Here is a 21,120-nt window from a genome sequence, read left to right on the forward strand (position 1 = left end):
CAGCAGGCCGTCCGGCCGCCGGCGAAGGACCCGATGAAGGGCTTCCGCGGCGTCATGTCCGGCACCCTGATCCTGGAAGCGATCACGGTCGGCCTCGCGGTGCCGGTGATCGCGCGGCTCGGCGGCGGCGTCGGCACCGCGAAGGGCTGGACGGTGATCGCGGTGGCCGTGCTGCTCGTACTGTGCTGCGGCGTGGTGCGGCGGCCGTGGGCGGTGCCGGTGATCCTGGCGCTGCAGGTCGTGCTGATGGCGTTCTTCTTCCTGAACCTCACCGCGATCGGCGTGATCGGCTTGCTGTTCCTCGCCTTCTGGCTGTGGGCGCTGTGGCTGCGCCGCGACGTCGCGCGCCGGATGGCCGCGGGCACGCTGCCGAGCCAGCAGCCGCCCGCGGCGTAACCCGTCAGACCTTTTCGGACATCCGGAACCACTGCCCGAGCGCCTCGGTGAGCCCGTCGCCGCCGGCCCAGGCCACATAGCCGTCCGGGCGGATGAGCACGGCGTCGGCGGGCGGCTCGGCGGTTTCGGCGCGCACGTAGTCCACCTGCTCGTGCTCGAAGCCGTCATGCGCACCCGTGAAGTCCAGCAGCACGGCGCGGCCGGAGCGCATCAGCTCGGCCACCCTCGTCACGCCATCGGCGCGTAGCGGGACATCCGGCATCCACCTGCCCAGCAACGGATGCGCGGGCGCGGTCAGGTCGTACCGCACGTCGGCCCCGGCGAGCATTTCCGCGATTCGTTGCCGCACAACGCTTTCGTCCAGCAGCTCGCCGAACAACGCGCGCACCGAGCCGACTTCCTCGCCGGGGGAGAGCAGCGTCATCTGTGCCTGGGTGTGCAGCAAAACCCTGCGTCCCAAGGGAAGCCGCTCGCTCTCGTACGTGTCGAGCAGGCCGGGCGGAGCCCACCCTCGCACCTCCGCGGCGAGTTTCCAGCCGAGGTTCACCGCGTCCTGCAGACCCAGGTTCAGCCCCGGCCCACCGACGGCGGGGTGGACGTGTGCCGCGTCGCCGAGCAGGAGCACCCGGCCTTCGCGGTAGCGCTCGGCCTGTCGCGCGTTGCTGCCGGTGCGGCGCCGCCACACGAGCGGATCGTCGTCCTCGGGCAGGCTCATCGGCAGGTCGCGGCCCAGCACCCGGCGCACCGCGGCGCGGAGTTCGTCGAGTGTCACCGGGATGTCCTCCGACACCGCGGGCCGGCCCCATTCGAGCAGGCTCACCCGGAAAACGCCGGGCTCGAACGGCGCCAGCGCGAACGCGCCCCGCGGTGACCGGTGCCATTGGAACGGCCGCACCGGACCGTCCGGGGTCTCGATCTCCCCACCCGTCGTGAAAGCCGACGGATCGAGCAACACGCGGCCCTGCACCGAAGTGAAGCTGTCGTCGCTGGTGCCGGGGAAGCCGATGCCCACCTGCTTGCGCACGACGCTGTGGCCGCCGTCCGCGCCGACGAGGTACCGCGTCTCCAGCGTGCCGTCGTTCGTCTCGACGACGACCTTGTCCTCGTCCTGGCTCAGCGACACCAGTTCCTGCCCACGCCGGATTTCGACGCCCAGCTCCAGCGCGTACTCGGTCAGGCGCGCTTCGAGCGTGCGCTGCGGGAGCGGCAGCACGTACAGCGGATGGTCGCCGAGCGAACGCAGCTCCAGCGGGAAACCGGCGAACTGGTAGCCGGGCGCCGGGCTGGGTTTCCCGGCGCCGGAGATCCGCTGGTACAGCCCGCGGTAGTCGAGCAGCTGCACCACGCGGCCGACGAGCCCGTTCGCCTTCGGGGTGCTCGGTGGCTCGGGAAGTCGTTCCAGGACAACGGGTTTCACCCCGGCGAGGCGGAGTTCACAGGCCAGGAACAGCCCGTTCGGCCCGGCGCCGGCGATGACGACGTCCTCGGTCATGACGGTCTCTTTTCGTCGAGTTCGATGTGGATCCGGGAAAGTGCTTGGCGGAGCAGGGTTTCCAGTGGCGCGGGCGGGTCGGCACGCAGCCACTGCTCGCTCGCGACCTGCACGGCGAGCTGGATCGCGCCCGCGACCAGCCTGGGTGTCAGGTCCTGTTCACCGAGGCCGAGCCGTTCGGCGACGGCCAGCGTCAGCTCGGCCTCGGCCGCACGGGAGCCGCGCAGGAATTCCCCTTGCAGCGCAGGGTTTTCCAGCATCATCCGCACTCCGGCGAGCCACGACTCGTCCGGCGTGTCGCGCGACGCGTGCTGCGTCAGCGTGGCTTCCGTGAGCGCCTCCCAGAGCGGCTCGCCGGACGGGCGCGCCCGGAGCTGCTCGGCGATGCCGGTGGTGCGCTCCGTCGCCCGCCACACGATCGCCGCCTGTTTGCTGGGGAAGTAGTTGTTGAAGGTGCGCGGTGAGACGTTCGCCGCCGCCGCGATGTCCTCGACGCGCACGTGCTCGAGCCCGCGCTCGACAGCCAGGTGCAACGCCGCGTCGCTCAGCGCCTGCCGCGTTTCTCGCTTCTTCCGCTCACGCAACCCCATGCCCTCGACTGTAGCGCAAAACTTGCGTGTTGCGCAAAGTTTCGCACTAAGCAAATAGAGAACAGTGCTCTTGACAATGACCGCTGCTCCAGTGTTGACTCGGCACATAGAGAGCGGTGCTCTCGAAAGTCATCGCTGATCTCGGAGGCTGAAAATGAAGAGAATCGCCAACGCCCTGCTCGCCGCGCTCCTGGTGCCGCTCGCCGTGTACGAGGCGTTCTCTTATGGCGGCTGGGTCGCGGTCGCGGTGGTGGCCGGGCTCATCGGCCCCGACCTGACGTTCCTGATCGGCATTGGTCAGCAGGCCGAGCACGGGGTGCTGCCGCGCCGGGTCGTGCCTTTCTACAACGCCCTGCACTTCTGGCCGGTGCCGCTGTTCGTCATGGTTTCGCCGTTGTTCCTCTACGACTCGAAAGCCGTGTACGCACTCGGTCTCGCCTGGCTCGCGCACATCTGCGCCGACCGCGCCTTCGGCTACGGCCTGCGCGCCGCCGACGGAACGCAACGCGCGGTCGCCCACAGCTAGGCGTTCCTGCGACGGCGCGCCCTCCGAACCCCGCGCTGTGGACGAGGACCCTGCGCCCACGGCGGTGAAGCACCGGCCGTTAGGCTGCGCCTAATTCGTCAGCCTTAATCGAGGAGTAAGAAAAGTCGTGAGTGAACGCACGCTCGTCCTGGTCAAGCCCGATGGCGTGAAGCGCGGACTCGTCGGCGAGGTCATTTCGCGGATCGAGCGCAAGGGCCTGACCCTGGCCGCGCTGGAACTGCGGACCGTCGCGCGTTCGATCGCCGAGGAGCACTACGCCGAGCACAAGGACAAGCCGTTCTTCGGCGACCTGCTGGAGTTCATCACCTCCGGCCAGGTCGTCGCCATCGCCGTGGAGGGCCCGCGCGCGATCGCGGCGTTCCGCCAGCTGGCCGGCGGCACCGACCCGGTGGAGAAGGCCACCCCGGGCACCCTGCGCGGCGACTTCGCCCTGGAGACCCAGTTCAACCTGGTGCACGGTTCGGACTCGCCGGAGTCGGCCGAGCGTGAGCTGAAGCTGTGGTTCCCGGACCTGTGAGCTGAACGGGCCGGTCCGGGACGCGGATCGATCACAAGCGTTGCGTCCCGGACCGGTACGGTCCACCATCACCCCATGACCGCCAGCGTCGGCGATTTGCCCAAATCGGTGCTAGCTCGTGGACTCCTGTTGCTGGACGCCTTCCAGTCGACGGACACCGAACTCACCCTCGCCGAGCTCACCGGCCGCACGGGGTTGCCGAAAGCGACCGCGCACAGGCTCGTCGGCGAGCTGGTCCGCTGGGGCGGGCTGGAGCGCTCGGGGCAGTCATACCGGCTGAGCATGAAGTTGTTCGAGCTGGGCCAGCGCGTGCCGCGAAGGCGTGACCTGCGCGAAGCCGCCCTCCCGTATCTGCAGGACCTCTACGAGTCCACGCACGAGAACATCCACCTTGCCGTACCGGACGGCGCGCAGACCCTGTTCCTGGAGAAGGTCACCGGCCACCGCTCCACGCCCGTGCTGTCGCGGGTCGGTTCCCGGATGCCGGTGCACTGCACCGCCACCGGCAAGATCTTCCTCGCGCTGGGGCCGCCCTCGTACTTCCGGCACATCGCCGCCGCGGGCCTCGTCCGCAAGACGGCGCGCACGATCGTCGCGCCGGGATTGCTGCGCCGCGAGCTGGATCGCGCGCAGGAGCGCGGTTACGGAGTGAACCGCGAGGAGGCGGAAGTGGGCGTCGCCGCCGTCGCCGCACCGGTCTACGACTCGAGCCGGCGGCTGCTCGCGGCCATCTCCATCACCGGCAGCGCCGAGCGGATGGATCTCGACAAGCTCGCGCCCGCGGTCCGCACCGCGGCCTTCGCGCTGTCACGGGAAATAGCGGGAAGCCGGTAAACCGGTCGAAAACTGTCGGTGCCCAGCCCTAATCTGCACAGCGTGGACGACGAACCGACACTGGTGCAGGCCAAGGCGCTGACGAAGCGTTTTGGGGAGTTCGAAGCCGTCCGGGGGATCGACGTCGAGGTCCGCCGAGGCGAGGCCTTCGGGTTCCTCGGGCCCAACGGTGCCGGGAAATCCTCGACCATGCGCATGATCGCCTGCGTCTCGCCGCGCACCGACGGCGAGCTGAAGGTGCTCGGCATGGACCCGGCCACCCGCGGCCCGCAGATCCGCGCGCGGCTGGGTGTCGTGCCACAGCAGGACAATCTCGACAACGAGCTGACGGTCCGCCAGAACCTTCAGGTATACGGCCGGTATTTCGGCCTGTCGCGCGCGGAAGTGAAGCGCAAAGCGGTGGAGCTGCTGGAGTTCGCGCAGCTGTCCGACCGCGCCGAGGCGGAGGTCGAGCCGCTGTCGGGCGGCATGAAGCGGCGGCTCACCATCGCGCGCTCACTGGTCAACGAGCCGGAGCTGCTGCTGCTCGACGAGCCGACCACAGGGCTCGACCCGCAGGCCCGGCATCTGTTGTGGGACAGGCTTTTCCGGCTCAAGGCCCAAGGCGTCACGCTCATCGTCACCACCCATTACATGGATGAGGCGGAGCAGCTGTGCGATCGCCTGGTGGTCATGGACCACGGCCGGATCGTCGCCGAAGGCTCTCCCGCCGAGCTGATCGCCCGCTACTCCACACGCGAGGTGCTGGAGCTGCGTTTCGCTACCGGGCAAGAAGTTCCGGCCGGTTTGGGGGAGCTGGCCGAGCGCGTGGAGACGCTGCCGGATCGCGTTCTGCTCTACACGGCGACGGGCGAGGCGGTGCTGGAGCGGGTACACGCGCGCGGGTTGCGCCCGGTGTCGAGCCTCGTACGCCGCAGCAGCCTGGAGGACGTGTTCCTCCGGCTCACCGGACGAACGCTGGTGGACTGATGGTCGTCTCCACGGGGCGGGTGGTCGGTTCCTGGCGCGCGGCCTGGCTGCGCGTCGAGGGAAGCTGGGCCTGGTACCGCCGGTACTGGAAGTCCAATCTGTACTCCTCGGGGCTGCAGCCGCTGCTGTTCCTGGTCGCGATGGGGCTCGGCTTCGGCTCGCAGGTACAGGCAGGGCCCGCCACCGGCGGACTGTCCTATCTGCACTACATCGCGCCGGCGTTGCTGGTTTCGGCGTCGCTGCAGAGCGCGGTGGGCGAGTCGACGTACCCGGTGCTGTCGGGGTTCAAGTGGCAGAAGGACTATCTGGCTGTCACGGCCACCCCGGTCACCGCGGGCCAGTTGCTGTGCGGCCACCTGCTGTGGGTCGGGTTGCGGTTGTCGATGAGCGGGATCGTGTATGCGTTGATAGCGCTGGCTTTCGGTGCCTGGCTGAACGCGGGGGCGATCCTCGTCGTGGCGGTCGGCGTCTTCACCGGGATCGCCTGCGCCGCACCGGTCACGGCCTTCGCGGCGACCACGTTCGACGAAGGCCACCGGTTCAACGCGCTGTTCCGGTTCGTGGTCATGCCGATGACGCTGTTCGCCGGCACGTTCTTTCCCATCGCGCAGATCCCGCTCGCGCTGCGCTGGCTCGCCTGGATTTCCCCGCTGTGGCACGGAAACCAGCTCGCCCGCGGGGTCACCCTCGGCGGGGTCGGGCCGTGGGCGATGCTCGGCCACTTCGCGTTCCTCGCGGCGCTGCTCGTACTCGGAATCCTGTTGGCACGCAGGTACTTCTACCGACGGCTGGTGGTCTGAGATGACAACGCTGGAGCAGCGGCCGGGGTTGCTGCTGCGCATCCTGCCGCCCGGGTTGTACGCGGGGCGCGCGAGCAAACTCATCGAACGCTCGGCGCTGGCGTACTCGCGGATGTGGCTGGTGTTCGTGTCCGGGGTGTTCGAGCCGCTGTTCTACCTCGTGGCGTTCCAGATCGGCTTCGGGAAACTGGTCAGCGAGGTCGCCGGGCCCGACGGGCGGCCGATGAGCTACGTCGCCTTCGTCGCGCCCGCGCTGCTCGCGTCCTCGGCGATGAACGGCGCCGTGTTCGACTCCACCTTCAACGTGTTCTTCAAGTTCCGCTACGCCAAGACGTACGACGCGATGCTGGCCACCCCGATCGGCCCGCTCGACATCGCGATCGGCGAGATCTCCTGGGCGGTGCTGCGCGGCGGGATGTACGGGGTGGCGTTCTTCGCGGTGATGCTCGCGATGGGGCTCGTCACGTCGTGGTGGGCGATCCTGCTGGTGCCCGTGGCGTTGCTGGTGGCGTTCGCCTTCGCGGCGATCGGCATGGCGTGCGCGACCTTCCTGCGCTCGCCGTCGCAGTTCGACTACATCAACCTCGCCGTGATGCCGATGTTCCTGTTCTCCACCACGTTCTACCCGCTGAGCGTGTACCCGGAGCCGTTGCGGGTCGTCGTGCAGTGTTTCCCGCTGTACCACGGGGTTCAGCTGATGCGGGAGCTGGCGACGGGCGCGCTGCACGTGGGGATGCTGGGCCATCTGGCGTATCTGGCCGCGCTGGCGGTGGTCGGCGTGTGGGCCGCGGCGAGGCGTCTCACGCACCTGCTCCTGCGCTGAGGCTTTTCAGCCCGCGGCGGCCAGCGCGCCGGGCAGGTCCACGAGCCCGTGGCCGTAGAAGCCGTTGTATCCGGTGTACCCCGCGCAGAACCCGTCCTGCTGGCCGTCGCCGTTGGGGTCGTAGTCGGCGGGGCAGGGGATCGCCCGCGTGCCCGCGTTCAACGCGTCGCGCAAGCCTTCGGGGCCGAGCCCCGGATGCTCGGACGCGACAGCCGCCGCCACACCGGCCACGTGTGGCGCCGCCATCGAGGTGCCGCACATCCGCCCGTAGCCACCCGGCACGGTCGAGAGCACGCAGTCTTCGCCGGAGCCGCCGGGCGCGGCGAGATCCACCACACCCAGTCCGTAGGAGCTGTAGCCCGCCTTGACGTCGTCCTGCCCGACGGCGGAGACAGTCACCACATCGCGCAAGCCCGCGGGCAGCGCTTCGCACCCCGAAGCGCTTGCGTGCGACGAAGGCGTCAGGTTCACCGACTCGTTCGACGCCGCGGCGACGTCCAGCGTGCCCGCCGTGGTCGAGTACTCCACGGCACGCGAGATCGCTTCGCGCACCACGTCCTGGCCGGGGCCGTGCGAGCACGCCAGGCCCCACGGGTCCACGACGAAACTGCTGTTCGCCACCGCCATGTGCCGCTGGGCCGCCCACATCAGCCCGCACACCGCCGCCTCCGGCGCGACGTACCCGCTGTCGTCGATCACCTTCACCGACGCCACCCGGACCCCGGGCGCGACGCCGGTCACCCCGCGCCCGTCGTCGGCCGCGGCGACGATGCCCGCCACGTGCGTGCCGTGCGCGGACGTCGTGGGCAGCCAAGCGTTTTCGTCCTGGTCGGGCTTCCCCGTGAGACAGCCGGCGGAGTCGTCGCGATCGATCGCCCGCGACAGCTCGGGATGATCGGCTTCGATACCCGAGTCCAGTACCCCGACCACCACGTCCGGGCTGCCGGCGCCCGGCGCGCCGATCGCGGCCATGTCCCACTGCTCTCCGGTGCGGTCCGCGCTGGACACGTCCCCGGGATCGGACTCCGGCAGCTTCGCCCGAGCCGACCGGTGCCCGGGCCGCGCGGCGAACACCCGGTCCGCCCCGAACCGGCCGGCGAACCCGGGGTCCGCCGCGGTCGCCACCCCGACGGAGATCTGGGGATAGAACACCGTCGTCGCCCCACAGGCGGCCGTGACCTGCCGGTTCGCCGCGTCCGGCGCCGTACCCTGGGGAAAGACGAGCAGGTAGCGCTGATCCTGCCCGGCCGTCGCGCAGGCCTCGTCCTCGGCGAACGCGGGCACGGGGACGGAGGCGGCCAGCACGGCGCAGGCCGCCAGCACCAGGGACCTTCCGCACCCGGACAAGCGGACCTCCACCGGGATCAGCAGTACGAGCGGCACCGTAGGGCACCCGGCGGGGCGCGGACAACAGGAACGGCCCAGCTTCGCCCGGCCGGAGGCGGAACGCGCCCGCGAAGCCTGTGAGTACGCGGTGCCGGGACGCCGTGTGGGATACTCGGGTGGGCCGCTGAGCCGGGACGTCCGCCCAAGGGTGTGCGCGTCGGCGCCGGTGGCCCGGTGACGTGCGGGAAGGGCTCCGGATCGTCGCCGCCCGGAACGGGTGGCGCGACGGCGTGGGAGGCGGAGTGGGAAGCCGCCGGCCCGGCCGGCACGTGATCGAGTCGACCTGCCTACGGCGGGTGCCGGGAAGCCGGTGCCTCCGTGGCGAGAGAGGCACAGGATTCCCGCCGGTGGTGACCACCCTGGCGGAACAGGACGGAAAGGGCCCCTGCGCGGCCGCGTCCTTCCAGCACAAGCTGGCAGACGCGCCCGGGGGCGGAGGAGACATATGTCGAACGCGGAAACACCCGCCGAGAACACCGGCGGGAGCACCGCCGCACCCGCGGCAGGCCCGCTGGGTGAGCTGCCCGCCAGGGTGCGGGTACACGCACTGGCCAAGCTGCTCGGCTCCAACAGCCGGGACGTGCTGGCGAAGCTGACCGAGCTGGGTGAGACAGCCCGCAGCGCGCAGTCCAGCGTGCCGCGCGAAGTGGCCGTGCGAGTGGCCGAGGCCCTCGCCGGCCCGGCCGAGGAGGCCGAAAGCCCGGCCGAGCCCGAGAGCCCGGCCGCCGAAAAGGCGCCCGCCGTCGAAAAGGCACCCGAGGCGGCGGCTCCCACCGCCGCCGAAGCCGCCCCGGCCACCCCGGAACCCACTCCGGCCCCGGAGCCCCAGCCCGAGCCCGAGCCGGTCCGCCCGATGGCGCACGTCCCGGTGTTCGCCGCCCCCTCGCCGGTCTTCCTGCCGCCCGAGCCGGCGGAGCGCACGGAGCCCAAGGCCCCGAAGGCCCCGAAGGCCGAGCCCGCGGGCGAAGAGCAGCCCGAGAAGGCCGAGAAGCAGGAGAAGGCCGAAAAGCCCGAGAAGGCCGAGCGGCCAGAGCAGGACAACGCCGACGACGATGACGCCGGTGGCCGTCGCCGCCGCCGTCGCGGGCGCCGTGGCCGCGGCCGGGGCAAGGGCGGCGACGAGGCCGGCGAGAACGAGTCGAACGAGCAGGACCAGGCCGAGGACGGCAAGTCCGAGGACGACGCCAAGCCCGGGCCCGAAGCCGAGCAGGACGACAGCGACGACGGAGACGACTCGGACAGCTCGAGCCGTCGCCGCAGGCGTCGCCGCCGGCGGAAGAGCGCCGACGACAACGACGACTCGTCCACCGACGACCCGCCCAACACCGTCGTCCACGTCCGCGAGGCCAAGGCCGAGCAGGAGAAGGAAAAGGACAAGGGCCCCAAGGGCGACGGCGTGCGCAGCGTCCGCGGCTCCACCCGGCTGGAGGCCAAGCGCCAGCGCCGCCGGGACGGCCGCGAGGCGGGCCGCCGCCGCGCCCCGATCCTGTCCGAGGCCGAGTTCCTCGCCCGCCGCGAGTCGGTGGAGCGCACGATGGTCGTCGCCGAGCGCGGCGACAACACGCAGATCGGCGTGCTGGAGGACGGGGTGCTGGTCGAGCACTTCGTGACGTCCTCGGGCAGCGGCTCGATCGTCGGCAACGTGTACCTGGGCCGCGTGCAGAACGTGCTGCCCTCGATGGAAGCCGCCTTCGTCGACATCGGCCGCGGCCGCAACGCGGTGCTGTACGCGGGCGAGGTCGACTGGGACGCCGCCGGGCTGGAGGGCAAGTCCCGCAAGATCGAGCAGGCGCTCTCCACCGGGGACAACGTGCTGGTGCAGGTCACCAAGGACCCGGTCGGGCACAAGGGCGCCCGGCTCACCACGCAGATCTCGCTGCCGGGCCGGTTCCTGGTGTACGTCCCGGCCGGGGGCGCCACCGGGATCTCGCGCAAGCTCCCGGAGAACGAGCGCCGCAGGCTCAAGGACATCCTCAAGCGGATCGTCCCCGAGGACGCGGGTGTGATCATCCGCACCGCCTCCGAGGGCATCAGCGAGGAGGAGCTCGAGCGCGACGTCCGCAGGCTGAAGGCCCAGTGGGAGATCATCAAGGAGAAGGCGGATTCGGCCGCGGGCAGCGGCAAGAAGTCCTCCGCGCCGACGATGCTCTACGAGGAGCCCGACCTGCTGGTCAAGGTCGTCCGCGACCTGTTCACCGAGGACTTCGCCAAGCTGGAGGTCCAGGGCGCCACCGCGTGGGAGACGATCAACGCCTACGTCGGGCACGTGGCCCCGGACCTCACGGACCGGCTCAAGCGCTACGTCGGGAACGGCGACGTGTTCGCCGAGCACCGGATCGACGAGCAGATCACCAAGGCCCTGGACCGCAAGGTGTGGCTGCCCTCGGGCGGGTACCTGGTCATCGACCGCACCGAGGCGATGACGGTGATCGACGTCAACACCGGCAAGTTCACCGGCTCCGGCGGCAACCTCGAGGAGACGGTCACCCGCAACAACCTCGAATCCGCCGAGGAGATCGTGCGCCAGCTCCGGCTGCGCGACATCGGCGGCATCATCGTGATCGACTTCATCGACATGGTGCTCGAGTCCAACCGCGAGCTGGTGCTGCGGCGGCTCACCGAATGCCTCGGCCGGGACCGCACCCGCCACCAGGTGGCGGAGGTGACCTCGCTCGGCCTGGTGCAGATGACCAGGAAGAAGGTCGGCACCGGGCTGCTGGAGGCGTTCTCCACCACGTGCGAGCACTGCAAGGGCCGCGGTGTGGTGATCTCCACCGAGCCGCAGCGCGCCGGTGGTGGCAACGGCGGGAACGGTGGCAGCGGCTCGAACGGCGGCGGTCACCAGCACGGTTCGTCCGGCTCGCGCCGGTCGCGCAACCGCAACAAGGCCGAAGAGCCGCAGCCGCAGCAGCAGGAGCAGCGCTCCGAGCCGGGCCCGACGGCGGAGCAGCGCGAGTCCGTGGTCACGGCCGTGCAGGCGATGGCGAACGCGGCCAAGCGCAAGCCCGAGGACGGGGAGCCGGCAGGCTCGCTCAACGGCCACGCGCCGGAGCCCGAGCAGCCCGCGAAGGAGCAGGCCGCCGAGCCCGCCGCGGAGACTGAGAAGGCCGCGCCGGAGCCCGCTGTCAGTGAGCCCGAGATCCCCGCGGCTGAGCCCGTCGTCAAGGACGACGCGCCCGCCACGGAGCCCGCGAGCGTCACCGGCAGGGTGCGGCCCCAGCAGCCCGCTGCCGACGCTCAGGCGGACGAGCAGGCCGCTGAGACCGCCCCGGAGCAGGCCGGGCAGCCGCAGGCGGACGAGCCCAAGGCGGAGCCTCAGGCCGAGGCCGCCGAGGAGCCGGAGCCCGAGGTCGACGTGCCGGCCCCGGCCGTCCGCTCGGCCCGCAGGCGCCCGCGCCGGGCGGCCTCGCGGCCGGCCGGCCCGCCGGTGCACGCGTCCGACCAGAGCTGATCACGGGTTACGCCACCCCGGTGCGACCAGCGACCGGGGTGGCACGTAACCTGTATGACGGCCCGCCACTGAGCGGGCTATGGCGCGATTACCGGACCGCTTCGAGCGGGCCGTGTCGCAAGCCCTCACCCATTGTCGAGTAAGCAGGAGACTTCCGTGTCGGCGTACGCGATCGTCAAGACCGGCGGCAAGCAGTACAAGGTGGCCGTCGGCGACGTCGTCGAGGTCGAAAAGCTCGAGGGCGAGCCGGGCACCGAGCACACCTTCCCCGCCGTGCTGTACGTCGACGGCGGCGAGGTCACCACGGACGCCGACGCGTTGGCGAAGGTCTCGGTCACCGGCAAGGTCGTCGAGCAGACCAAGGGTCCGAAGATCCGGATCCACAAGTTCAAGAACAAGACCGGCTACCACAAGCGCCAGGGTCACCGGCAGAAGCTGACCCGCGTCGAGGTCACCGGAATCAGCAAGTAAAGGAGCTGAGCAGGCATGGCACACAAGAAGGGTGCTTCCAGCTCCCGCAACGGGCGTGACTCCAACCCGCAGTACCTCGGCGTCAAGCGTTTCGGCGGCCAGGTCGTCCAGGCGGGCGAGATCCTCGTCCGGCAGCGGGGCACCAAGTTCCACCCCGGCGTGAACGTCGGCCGTGGCGGTGACGACACGCTGTTCGCGCTCGCCGCCGGCGCGGTCGAGTTCGGCGCGAAGCGTGGCCGCAAGACGGTCAACATCGTCCCGACCGAGGCCTGAGGCCCGGTTCAGACGTAGAGCTTCTCCCACGAGGGGCGGGCCCGGAACACTTCTGGGTCCGCCCCTCGTTGGCGTCTTAGGACAGTTTTCGGTACCAGTGAAAGGTAAGACATGGCGTCCCGGTTCGTTGACCGCGCGGTGATCGAGGTGGCCGCCGGCAACGGCGGGAACGGCTGTGCCTCCGTGCACCGCGAAAAGTTCAAGCCGCTCGGCGGGCCCGACGGCGGCAACGGCGGGCACGGCGGCGACGTGCTCCTGACCGTCGACCCGAACGTGCACACCCTGCTGGACTTCCACTTCCGCCCGCACGCCAGCGCGGGCAGCGGGAAACAGGGCCAGGGCGGCCATCGCGCGGGCGCGGCGGGAGAGACGCTGGAGCTGAAGGTCCCGGCGGGCACGGTCGTGCTCACCGAGGACGGCGAGATCCTCGCGGACTTGACCGGCCCCGGCGCCACTTTCGTTGCGGCACAAGGCGGCCGGGGCGGGCTCGGCAACGCGGCGCTCGCGTCGCGCGCCCGCAAGGCGCCCGGTTTCGCGCTCCTCGGCGAGCCGGGCGAGGCCCGCTCCCTGGTGCTGGAGCTGCGTTCGGTCGCCGACATCGGGCTGCTCGGGTTCCCGTCGGCCGGCAAGTCCTCGCTGATCTCCGTGCTTTCCGCGGCCAAGCCGAAGATCGCCGACTACCCGTTCACCACGCTGGTGCCGAACCTCGGCGTGGTCACGGCGGGGGACACGGTGTTCACGATGGCCGACGTGCCCGGGCTGATCCCGGGCGCCAGCGAGGGCAAGGGCCTCGGGCTCGACTTCCTCCGTCACATCGAGCGCTGCGCCGTGCTGGTGCACGTGGTCGACTGCGCCACCTTCGAGTCCGACCGTGACCCGGTGTCCGATGTGGACGCGCTGGAGGCGGAGCTCGCCCGCTACACCCCGGCGCTCGGCGGAGACCTGGAGAAGCGGCCGCGGGTCGTGGTGCTGAACAAGATCGACGTGCCCGACGCCGCCGAGCTGGCCGAGATGGTCAAACCCGAGCTGGAGGCGCGCGGGCTGCCCGTGTTCGAGGTGTCCACGGCGAGCCGGAAAGGCTTGCGGGAGCTCACTTTCGCGCTCGGCGCCATCGTCGAGGAACACCGCGCCGAGCAGCCCGCCCCGGAGGCGGAGCGCATCGTGCTGCGCCCCGTCGCCGTGGACGACGCTGGGTTCACGGTGGAGCCGGACGAGGAGGAGCCGGGCGGTTTCGTGGTGCGCGGCACGCGCCCGGAGCGCTGGATCCGGCAGACGAACTTCGCGAACGACGAGGCCGTCGGCTACCTCGCGGACCGGCTCAACCGGCTCGGCGTGGAGGAGCAGCTGGCGCGTAAGGGCGCGAAACCGGGCTGCCCGGTCACCATCGGTGGCGTCACGTTCGACTGGCAGCCGTCCACGCCCGGGGTCGTCCAGCACCTGTCCGGGCGCGGCACGGACGTGCGGCTGGAGGACCACAGCCGCGTCAGCGCGTCCGAGCGCAAGGAAGCCCGCCGGATCCGCCGGGACGGCGTCCCCGACGAGACGGACGCCGCCGAGGACGAAGAGGCGTGAGCGTCACCAGGAAAGCCGTCGCCGCAGCCGAACGGATCGTCGTCAAGGTCGGCTCGTCGGCGCTCACCACGGCCGGAGCGGGCCTGGACACCGGGCGGCTCGACGCGCTCGTGGACGCGATCGCGGACCGGATCGGGCGGGGCAGCCAGCTGGTCCTGGTTTCCTCGGGCGCGATCGGCTCCGGCCTCGCGCCGCTCGCGCTGAAGAAGCGCCCCCGTGATCTGGCCACGCAACAGGCCGCCGCGAGCGTGGGACAGCTCGCCCTCGCCCACGCGTATGCGGAGTCGTTCGGCCGGTATTCGCTGACGGTCGGGCAGGTCCTGCTGACCTCGGACGACGTGGTCCGGCGGTCCCACTACCGCAACGCGCAGCGCACGCTTTCGCGGTTGCTGGCGCTTGGCGCGGTGCCGGTGGTGAACGAGAACGACACCGTGGCCACCGAGGAAATCCGCTTCGGTGACAATGACCGCCTGGCCGCGCTCGTCGCGCACCTCATCGGTGCCGACGCGCTCCTCCTGCTGTCCGATGTGGACGGTCTGTACGACGGCGACCCCCGCGACGGAGCCACCCGCAAGATCACCGAGGTGACCGGGGATGCCGACGTGGACGGCATCAGCGTCGGCATGTCCAGCTCCGGCCTGGGCACCGGCGGCATGGTCTCGAAGCTCGCGGCGGCCCGGACGGCCGCGGCGGCGGGGATCCCGGTCCTGCTCGCGGCCGCGGACCAGGCGGCCCACGCCCTGACCACGGCCGACGTGGGCACGGCTTTCGTCGCCGCGGACACCCGGTTGTCCGCTCGCCGGTTCTGGCTCGGTTACGCCGCCGGTCCCACCGGCCGCCTCCAAATCGACGACGGGGCGGTCGCGGCCGTGGTCCGGCGGCGCAGGTCTCTGCTGGCCGCGGGGATCACCGGGGTCGACGGCGATTTCCAGGCGGGCGACGTGGTCGAGCTGGTCGACGCCGCGCAGCGCGTGGTGGCCCGTGGCGTCGTCAACTTCGACGCGGGGGAGCTGCCGGAGCTGATCGGCCGGTCCAGCCACGAACTCCCGCCCGAGCAACGCCGTGAGGTCGTGCACGCCGACGATCTCGTTCCGCTTCGCCGCGCGTCTGCTTAGGACGCCGCGGGGAAACCGCGCGTTCCGCCGCATCGCTCGTCTGTTTGTGCTGCCACCGTCCCGGGAATCCACCCTGTCCGATGAGGATTGCGCGGGATTCGGCAGAATCGTCCTCGAATCCGGTTTGGGTAATGTGACCGGGACCGGTGGGGGACGGTTTTGCGAACGAGGGGGATATGGCAGCGACAGCGACGATGGAGCCTGCTTATCGGCAGGCGACCGGGAAAACCCGCGGGGGAACGGGAAAATGGGCCGGCGCGGCCGCTGTCGCCGGGGGCACCGCGCTGATCGGCGGGCACGCCTGGCTGTACGGGAACTGGATCGTCGACGACGCGGCCATCACGTTCGCCTACGCGCGCAGCATTTCCGAGGGGCTGGGCCCGGTCGTGGCGCCGGGTTCGGAGGCGGTGGAAGGGTTCTCGAATCCCACGTGGACACTGCTGCTCACGGTGGGCAGGCTGCTGGGCCTGTTCGACCGGGGGCTGTTGTTCGGCGTGCCGGACTACGTGCTGTTCCCGAAGCTGCTCGGTTTGCTCTTCTGCGCCGGGATTCTCGTCGCCTGCCACCTGGCCGCGAAAGCGGTGACGCGCTACGCGTGGCTGGTGACCCTGGCCGTTGGCGCGGTGCTCTCGGTGATCCCGTCGTTCGTGATCTGGTCCTTTTCCGGGCTGGAGAACTCGCTGTTCGCGTTTCTCGTGACGTGCCTCGCGGTGGTGTTGTTCCGCGCCACGCTGGCGGGGACGCTCCTCACGCCCAAGGTCGCCGTGTGGGCCGGGGTGCTGGCCGCGCTGGCGGCGTTGACCAGGCCGGACGGCATGATCTACGTCGGCGCCTACGGGATCCTGGTGCTGCTCAGGATTCGCCGGAACACCGTGTGGCCCAGCGTCCGGAACGTGTTGTGGTCGCTGGCCGCGTTCGCGGTGCCGTACGGGCTTTACGTGCTGTGGCGGTTCATCGAATTCGGCCGCCTGCTGCCGAACACCGCGGTGGCGAAGAACCAGCAGCTTCCCGAGCCGGAGGACCTGACCCGCTCCAGTGATCTCGTCGGCTACATCGGCGCGCCCTTCGTGCTCGTCGTCGCGCTGGTCGCCGGTATCGCGCTCGCCCGGCAGTCGGCGCGGCGGGCGGCATTGGTCGCGCCGATGGTGCCGCTGGTGCTGGCCGCGCTCACCTACAGCGTGCTGGAACCCGACTGGATGGAGCAGCTCCGGTTCGCCACCCCGTTCTGGGCGCTGGCCGCGCTGACCGGTGCGCTCGTGACGACGGAGGCGCTCCGCGACGCCCGTGGCCGTGTGCTCGTGCTGCTGGCGTTGGTGGTCGCGGGGATCCCGTCGCTGGCGCTGTCCGTGGGGCACGCGCGTGAGTTCCGTGGCGCGCCCACCATTCCGACGTGCTACATCGCCGACAGGTTCGGCCGCGTCTTCAACTCCTACGCCGACATCCTCGAGCTGAGCGAAGCGTCGGTGCTCGAACCCGATCTGGGCGGTTCTTCGCTGACCAGCAGGCTGCACATCGTGGACATGGCCGGGCTGGCGGACTCGAAGATCGCCGAGTTCTATCGCGGCGACCGGGACATGCCAGGCTTGCGGAACTACGTCTACGAGACGGTGAAGCCCACGTTCATTCATTCCCGCGGCCCGTGGGGCCCGGGCACAGGCATCGCGCGCGATCCGCGGCTGGGCACGGACTACTACCCGATCCTCCGCTACGGCGACGAAGACCTGCCCGTCGGCGACGGCGACTGGGTGCGGAAGGACGCGGTGCTCGACCAAGTGCACCTCGACGCCGTCCGCGCCTACGCCGCCGACACGGTGCCGGCGATCGACGGCCGGCAGCTCGACTGGCCGCTGAGGTCATGCGGGGACGTGCTGCGCCCAGGCCAGACCGAGGTCAACCTAACGTAACCGCCGCGCCGGGCGCGGTGGTCGAGACGCTGTCGAGGCGGTGGTCGAGGTCGCGCGGAGGGGACCGGCACAGCTCGACCACACCAACCCGCGTCCTCGGTTTGGCCGCCTGCGGCGGGTGGACAGTGCAGCCCGGCGACGGTCTGAGCCGTCGGCGCGGTCGCGGTGCGCTGCGTGGGCTGTGCGGCCTTGGCTTGGGCGGCGTGCATGTGTCGTCAGGGTGGCACTCGTGCGATGCGTGGGCGGCGCAGTCCTGGCGACGGTCAGGCTCGACGGTGCGGTCGCGGTGCGCTGTGCGGCCCGTGGTCCCGGCGGCGTGCATGTGCCGTCGGCGCAGCCATCGTGCGCCGCGCGCAGCCCGGCCCCCACCCCGCGTCAGCAGCTCGACCACACCAACCCGCGTCTCAGCGCAGCTCCATCGCCTTCGTCTCCGGCAGCGTCAGGATCACCACGAACGCGATGGCCGCGCCCCCGGCCACGTACCAGAAGAACGCGATCGAGGCGTTGGCCGCCGCCAGCGCGCTGATCACCAGCGGCGCCGTGCCGCCGAAGACCGCGACGGTCAGGTTGTACCAGGCTCCGATTCCCAGGCCACGCAAGGAAGTCGGGAACAGCTCGCTCATGATCGCGGGCGCCAGCGAGGCCATCGCGGCATACAGCCCGAGCCCGACGCAGAACACCACGACGAGCCCGCCGAGCCCTGGACCGACCAAAAAGGACAGTGGCACGATCAGGATCGCCGTGGCCGCCGACCACACCAGCAGCTGCGGTTTACGCCCGACCCGGTCCGACAACATCCCATACGGATACTGCAGCAGCACGAACAGAGCCGTCCCGATCGACAGCGCGAGGAACACGTCCACGTCACCCGCGTGCCGCGTCTTCACCGCGAACGGCGTCAGCGCGCTGAAGAACGTGTAGTAGCACAACGTGTTCAGCATCGTGATGCCCACGAGCTGCCCGACCGCCCGCGGATGGTGCCGCAGGGTCGCGAGCAGCGGCCTGCGCACCCGCTGGGCCGTGGACTTGCTCTGCTCGAACAGTTCGGTCTCGGCCAGGCTGCGCCGCAGCCACAGCCCGATCATGCCGAGCACACCGCCCAGCAGGAACGGGATCCGCCAGCCGAACGAGCTCAGCTCGGCTTTGTCCATCGTCCGCGCCAGCACGAACCCGAGCACCGAGGCGAGCAGCACCGCCGTGCCCGTCGAGATGTAGAAGAACGACGAGTACCGGCCCCGCCACTTGGGCGGCGCGATCTCACCCAGGTACGCCGACGCGTTCGACACCTCGCCGCCCAGCGACAGCCCCTGCGCCACCCGTGCCAGCACCAGCAGGGCGGGCGCCAGCCAGCCGACCATCTGGTACGTCGGCAGGATGCCGATCACCACTGAACCCCCGGCCATCAGGCTGATGGTCAGGATCATCGCCGGTTTCCGGCCCCGCACGTCCGCGAACCTTCCCAGCAGCATCCCGCCCAGTGGACGGAAGAAGAACGCCAGCGCGTAGGTGGCGAAGGTGTTGATCTGCGCCAGTGTGTCGTTGCCGGAGGGGAAGAAGGCCGTCGCGAAATAGATGCTGAAGGTGGCGTAGATGGTCCAGTCGAACCATTCCAGCGCGTTGCCGACGCTCGCGGCGAAGAGTTTCCGGACCGGCAGGCGATGCCGGACCGCCGAACCCACCGCTGCTTCCGACTCGGTCATGGGAACCTCCACGCCACTGCCCGGTTGGTGGGAGATTGCCATACGAAGGCCCGTTTCGGAAGACTTCCGGCAAATCAGGCCGTACTCGCCAACGCGAAGGGCAACACCTCCCCGGCGCCGGCCCGGCGCAGCAACCGGGTGGCCATCGTCATTGTCCAGCCGGTGTCCACCACGTCGTCCACGAGCAGCACCGGACCATCCACAGTGGACAGTTCCTGCCCGAGCTCCGGTGGCAAAGCCAGGCGTGGCCACAGATCCGCGACCCGCTGCGCGCTGTTGGCCCGGCGCGGTGGTTCGCCGTGCGCCTCCAGCGTGCCCAGGAAGCGAAGCCGCCCCACCTCCGCCAGCCGCCGCGCCAGGCCGGCCGTCAGCTTCGGCCTCCCGGCCGAGGGAAGCGCGACGACGGCGACCGGGCGCTGTTCCCATTCCCACGCCGCCAGCACCGCGACACAGGCCTTGAACACTGTTGCCGGCACCTCGGCGTCCGTCGCACCCACACCGACGAGCTCCCGCAACCGGTTGCCCCAGCCGACATCCGTGAGCCTGCCGAGCGCCCGCCCGATGCCCGCCTGTTCCTCCTTCGGGATCCGGCCCGACAGCGGAACGTCCAGCGTGCCGAGCCCCGTCGGCCACTGTCGGCGTGGCGCGAGTTCGACCCCAGGCCGCTGCAACCGTTGCCCGGTCGCTTCGACCACGCTCGCCGAGATCTCCGTGGCGCGATGCTGCCCGGTGCAGTTGTCACAACGGCCGCACGGCGCCGCGTACGGATCATCCAGCTGGCGCAGCAGGAATTCCATCCGGCAGCCCGATGTCTGCTGGTAGTCGAGCATCGCGCTCTGCTCGGCCTCGCGCGCCTTGCCCACTCGCTCGTAGCGCTCCGCGTCGTACTGCCACGGCTCGCCGGTGGATTCCCAGCCGCCCTTGACCCGCCGCACGGCCCCGTCGACGTCGAGCACCTTGAGCACCATCTCCAGCCGCGACCGGGACAGCTCCACCATCGGCTCGAGCGCGGCCGTCGAAAGTGGACGGCCGGCCCCGGCGAGCGCGTCGAGCACCTGGCCGACCCGTCGCTCGTCCGGGAAGGCCAGCGAGCTGAAGTAGTTCCAGATCTCGCGATCTTCCTTGCCCGGCAACAGGATCACCTCGGCGTGCCGCACGCCGCGGCCGGCGCGGCCGACCTGCTGGTAGTACGCGATCGGCGAGGAGGGCGCGCCGAGGTGCACCACGAAACCCAGGTCCGGTTTGTCGAACCCCATGCCCAGCGCCGAGGTGGCCACCAGCGCTTTGACGTTGTTCGCCAGCAGGTCGTCCTCCGCGGCGGCACGCTCCGCCGGATCCGTCTTGCCCGTGTACGCCGCGACCGGATATCCCTGCTCGCGCAGCAAACCGGCGATGTCGTGCGCCGCGGCGACGGTGAGCGTGTAGATGATCCCGGACCCCGGCAGCTCCGCGAGCTGTTCGGACAGCCAGGCTATCCGCGCCTCCGGCGTGGGCAGCGGGACCACGGAAAGGTGCAGGCTTTCCCTGTCCAGCGGGCCGCGCAGCACCAGCGTTTCCGCTCCGTCGCCTATGCCGAGCTGTTCGGCGACGTCGGTGACCACCCTGTCGTTTGCCGTCGCGGTGGTGGCGAGCACCGGAACTCCTTCCGGCAGACCGGATAGCAGCGTGCGCAGCCGCCGGTAGTCCGGACGGAAATCGTGCCCCCAGTCGGAGATGCAATGCGCCTCGTCCACCACCAGCAGGCCCGCGGTGGCGGTGAGCTTCGGCAGCACCGTGTCCCGGAATTCGGGGTTGTTGAGCCGTTCCGGGCTCACCAGGAGCACGTCCGTGCCGCCATCGGCGATGCTCGCCTGCACCTCGTCCCACTCCTGCGGGTTGGCCGAGTTCATGGTGGCGGCGTGGATCCCGGCGCGGGCGGCGGCCGCGATCTGGTTGCGCATCAGGGCCAGCAGCGGGGAAATGATCACCGTCGGCCCGGCGCCGCGTTCGCGCAGCAGCGCGGTGGCGAGGAAGTACACCGCGGACTTTCCCCAGCCGGTGCGCTGCACGACGAGGGCACGCCGGTGCTCGGCGACCAGCGCGGCGATCGCCGTCCACTGGTCCTCGCGCAGCTCGGCGTCCGCACCGGCGAGTGCGCGGAGCGACGTTTCGGCTCGTTCTCGTAATTGCTGGAGATCCACGCGTCCACCTCTACCGCATCCGTCCGACAACCTCAGCACGGGAAGTGCATGAATGGACCATTCACGCGTACTGTGATGCAGAACACGCCTCGGAGCACCG

The 21,120-nt window shown here is 70.6% G+C and carries 18 protein-coding genes; 13 read left to right on the forward strand and 5 right to left on the reverse strand.

Translation table 11 applies throughout. The annotated features are described in order from the left end of the window. Positions 1-33: 33 nt before the first annotated feature. Positions 34-396, forward strand: a complete 363-nt coding sequence (locus FPZ12_RS22270) for a DUF4233 domain-containing protein (RefSeq protein WP_144747516.1) — start codon at positions 34-36, stop codon at positions 394-396. Positions 397-400: 4 nt separating this feature from the next. Here FPZ12_RS22270 and FPZ12_RS22275 read toward each other — a convergent pair whose 3' ends face one another. Then, entirely contained in the window at positions 401-1,888 is a 1,488-nt protein-coding gene (locus FPZ12_RS22275) for an FAD-dependent monooxygenase (protein WP_144747490.1), read from the reverse strand. Further along, positions 1,885-2,478: an acyl-CoA-like ligand-binding transcription factor gene (locus FPZ12_RS22280; RefSeq protein WP_144747489.1), complete on the reverse strand. Its 594-nt coding sequence runs from the start codon at positions 2,476-2,478 to the stop codon at positions 1,885-1,887. The genes FPZ12_RS22275 and FPZ12_RS22280 overlap by 4 nt, the downstream gene beginning before the upstream one ends. Positions 2,479-2,632: 154 nt before the next feature. Between FPZ12_RS22280 and FPZ12_RS22285 the strand changes: the two genes are divergently transcribed. The 6 genes from FPZ12_RS22285 to FPZ12_RS22310 all read left to right on the forward strand — a co-directional run bounded on the left by FPZ12_RS22285 (position 2,633) and on the right by FPZ12_RS22310 (position 6,968). Further along, positions 2,633-3,004 carry a DUF4260 family protein gene (locus tag FPZ12_RS22285; protein ID WP_144747488.1) on the forward strand — a complete coding sequence of 124 codons (372 nt, stop codon included), beginning with the start codon at positions 2,633-2,635 and terminating at the stop codon, positions 3,002-3,004. Positions 3,005-3,131: 127 nt separating this feature from the next. Further along, complete coding sequence (ndk, locus tag FPZ12_RS22290; protein ID WP_144747487.1) at positions 3,132-3,542, forward strand: nucleoside-diphosphate kinase; 411 nt, start codon at positions 3,132-3,134, stop codon at positions 3,540-3,542. Positions 3,543-3,617: 75 nt separating this feature from the next. Next, the gene (locus FPZ12_RS22295; RefSeq protein ID WP_144747486.1) at positions 3,618-4,376 is read left to right on the forward strand and encodes an IclR family transcriptional regulator; all 759 of its coding nucleotides are present in this window, start codon (positions 3,618-3,620) and stop codon (positions 4,374-4,376) included. Between the two features lie 42 nt (positions 4,377-4,418). Beyond that, the gene (locus tag FPZ12_RS22300; RefSeq protein ID WP_208025953.1) at positions 4,419-5,345 is read left to right on the forward strand and encodes an ABC transporter ATP-binding protein; all 927 of its coding nucleotides are present in this window, start codon (positions 4,419-4,421) and stop codon (positions 5,343-5,345) included. Further along, a complete protein-coding gene (locus FPZ12_RS22305) occupies positions 5,345-6,145 on the forward strand; it encodes an ABC transporter permease (protein ID WP_166462863.1) in 801 nt (266 codons plus the stop codon). Before FPZ12_RS22300 ends, FPZ12_RS22305 begins: the two co-directional genes overlap by 1 nt. A 1-nt stretch (position 6,146) precedes the next feature. Continuing rightward, a complete protein-coding gene (locus FPZ12_RS22310; protein ID WP_144747485.1) occupies positions 6,147-6,968 on the forward strand; it encodes an ABC transporter permease in 822 nt (273 codons plus the stop codon). A 6-nt stretch (positions 6,969-6,974) separates the two neighbouring features. Here FPZ12_RS22310 and FPZ12_RS22315 read toward each other — a convergent pair whose 3' ends face one another. Then, positions 6,975-8,315, reverse strand: a complete 1,341-nt coding sequence (locus FPZ12_RS22315) for a S8 family serine peptidase (RefSeq protein ID WP_144747513.1) — start codon at positions 8,313-8,315, stop codon at positions 6,975-6,977. Between the two features lie 484 nt (positions 8,316-8,799). Between FPZ12_RS22315 and FPZ12_RS22320 the strand changes: the two genes are divergently transcribed. From FPZ12_RS22320 to FPZ12_RS22345, 6 genes are all read left to right on the forward strand, one after another. Continuing rightward, positions 8,800-11,805, forward strand: coding sequence for an Rne/Rng family ribonuclease (locus tag FPZ12_RS22320; RefSeq protein WP_144747484.1), 3,006 nt, complete (start codon positions 8,800-8,802; stop codon positions 11,803-11,805). Between the two features lie 156 nt (positions 11,806-11,961). Continuing rightward, positions 11,962-12,276, forward strand: coding sequence for a 50S ribosomal protein L21 (rplU, locus tag FPZ12_RS22325; RefSeq protein WP_091512575.1), 315 nt, complete (start codon positions 11,962-11,964; stop codon positions 12,274-12,276). A gap of 15 nt (positions 12,277-12,291) precedes the next feature. Continuing rightward, the gene (gene rpmA / locus FPZ12_RS22330; RefSeq protein WP_144747483.1) at positions 12,292-12,549 is read left to right on the forward strand and encodes a 50S ribosomal protein L27; all 258 of its coding nucleotides are present in this window, start codon (positions 12,292-12,294) and stop codon (positions 12,547-12,549) included. Between the two features lie 111 nt (positions 12,550-12,660). Next, positions 12,661-14,121: a GTPase ObgE gene (gene obgE / locus FPZ12_RS22335; protein ID WP_144747482.1), complete on the forward strand. Its 1,461-nt coding sequence runs from the start codon at positions 12,661-12,663 to the stop codon at positions 14,119-14,121. Then, positions 14,118-15,236: a glutamate 5-kinase gene (gene proB / locus FPZ12_RS22340; RefSeq protein WP_144747481.1), complete on the forward strand. Its 1,119-nt coding sequence runs from the start codon at positions 14,118-14,120 to the stop codon at positions 15,234-15,236. Before obgE ends, proB begins: the two co-directional genes overlap by 4 nt. A 176-nt stretch (positions 15,237-15,412) precedes the next feature. Further along, complete coding sequence (locus FPZ12_RS22345) at positions 15,413-17,140, forward strand: hypothetical protein (protein ID WP_243769971.1); 1,728 nt, start codon at positions 15,413-15,415, stop codon at positions 17,138-17,140. Between the two features lie 404 nt (positions 17,141-17,544). Here FPZ12_RS22345 and FPZ12_RS22350 read toward each other — a convergent pair whose 3' ends face one another. Together FPZ12_RS22350 and FPZ12_RS22355 are read right to left on the reverse strand one after the other, a co-directional pair. Then, on the reverse strand, positions 17,545-18,840 hold the full coding sequence (locus tag FPZ12_RS22350) for an MFS transporter (RefSeq protein ID WP_144747480.1): 1,296 nt from the start codon (positions 18,838-18,840) through the stop codon (positions 17,545-17,547). Positions 18,841-18,914: 74 nt separating this feature from the next. Further along, positions 18,915-21,020, reverse strand: coding sequence for a RecQ family ATP-dependent DNA helicase (locus FPZ12_RS22355; RefSeq protein ID WP_144747479.1), 2,106 nt, complete (start codon positions 21,018-21,020; stop codon positions 18,915-18,917). Positions 21,021-21,120 lie beyond the last annotated feature (100 nt).

The sequence above is a fragment of the Amycolatopsis acidicola genome (genome assembly GCF_007713735.2).
GTDB lineage: Bacteria > Actinomycetota > Actinomycetes > Mycobacteriales > Pseudonocardiaceae > Amycolatopsis_E > Amycolatopsis_E acidicola.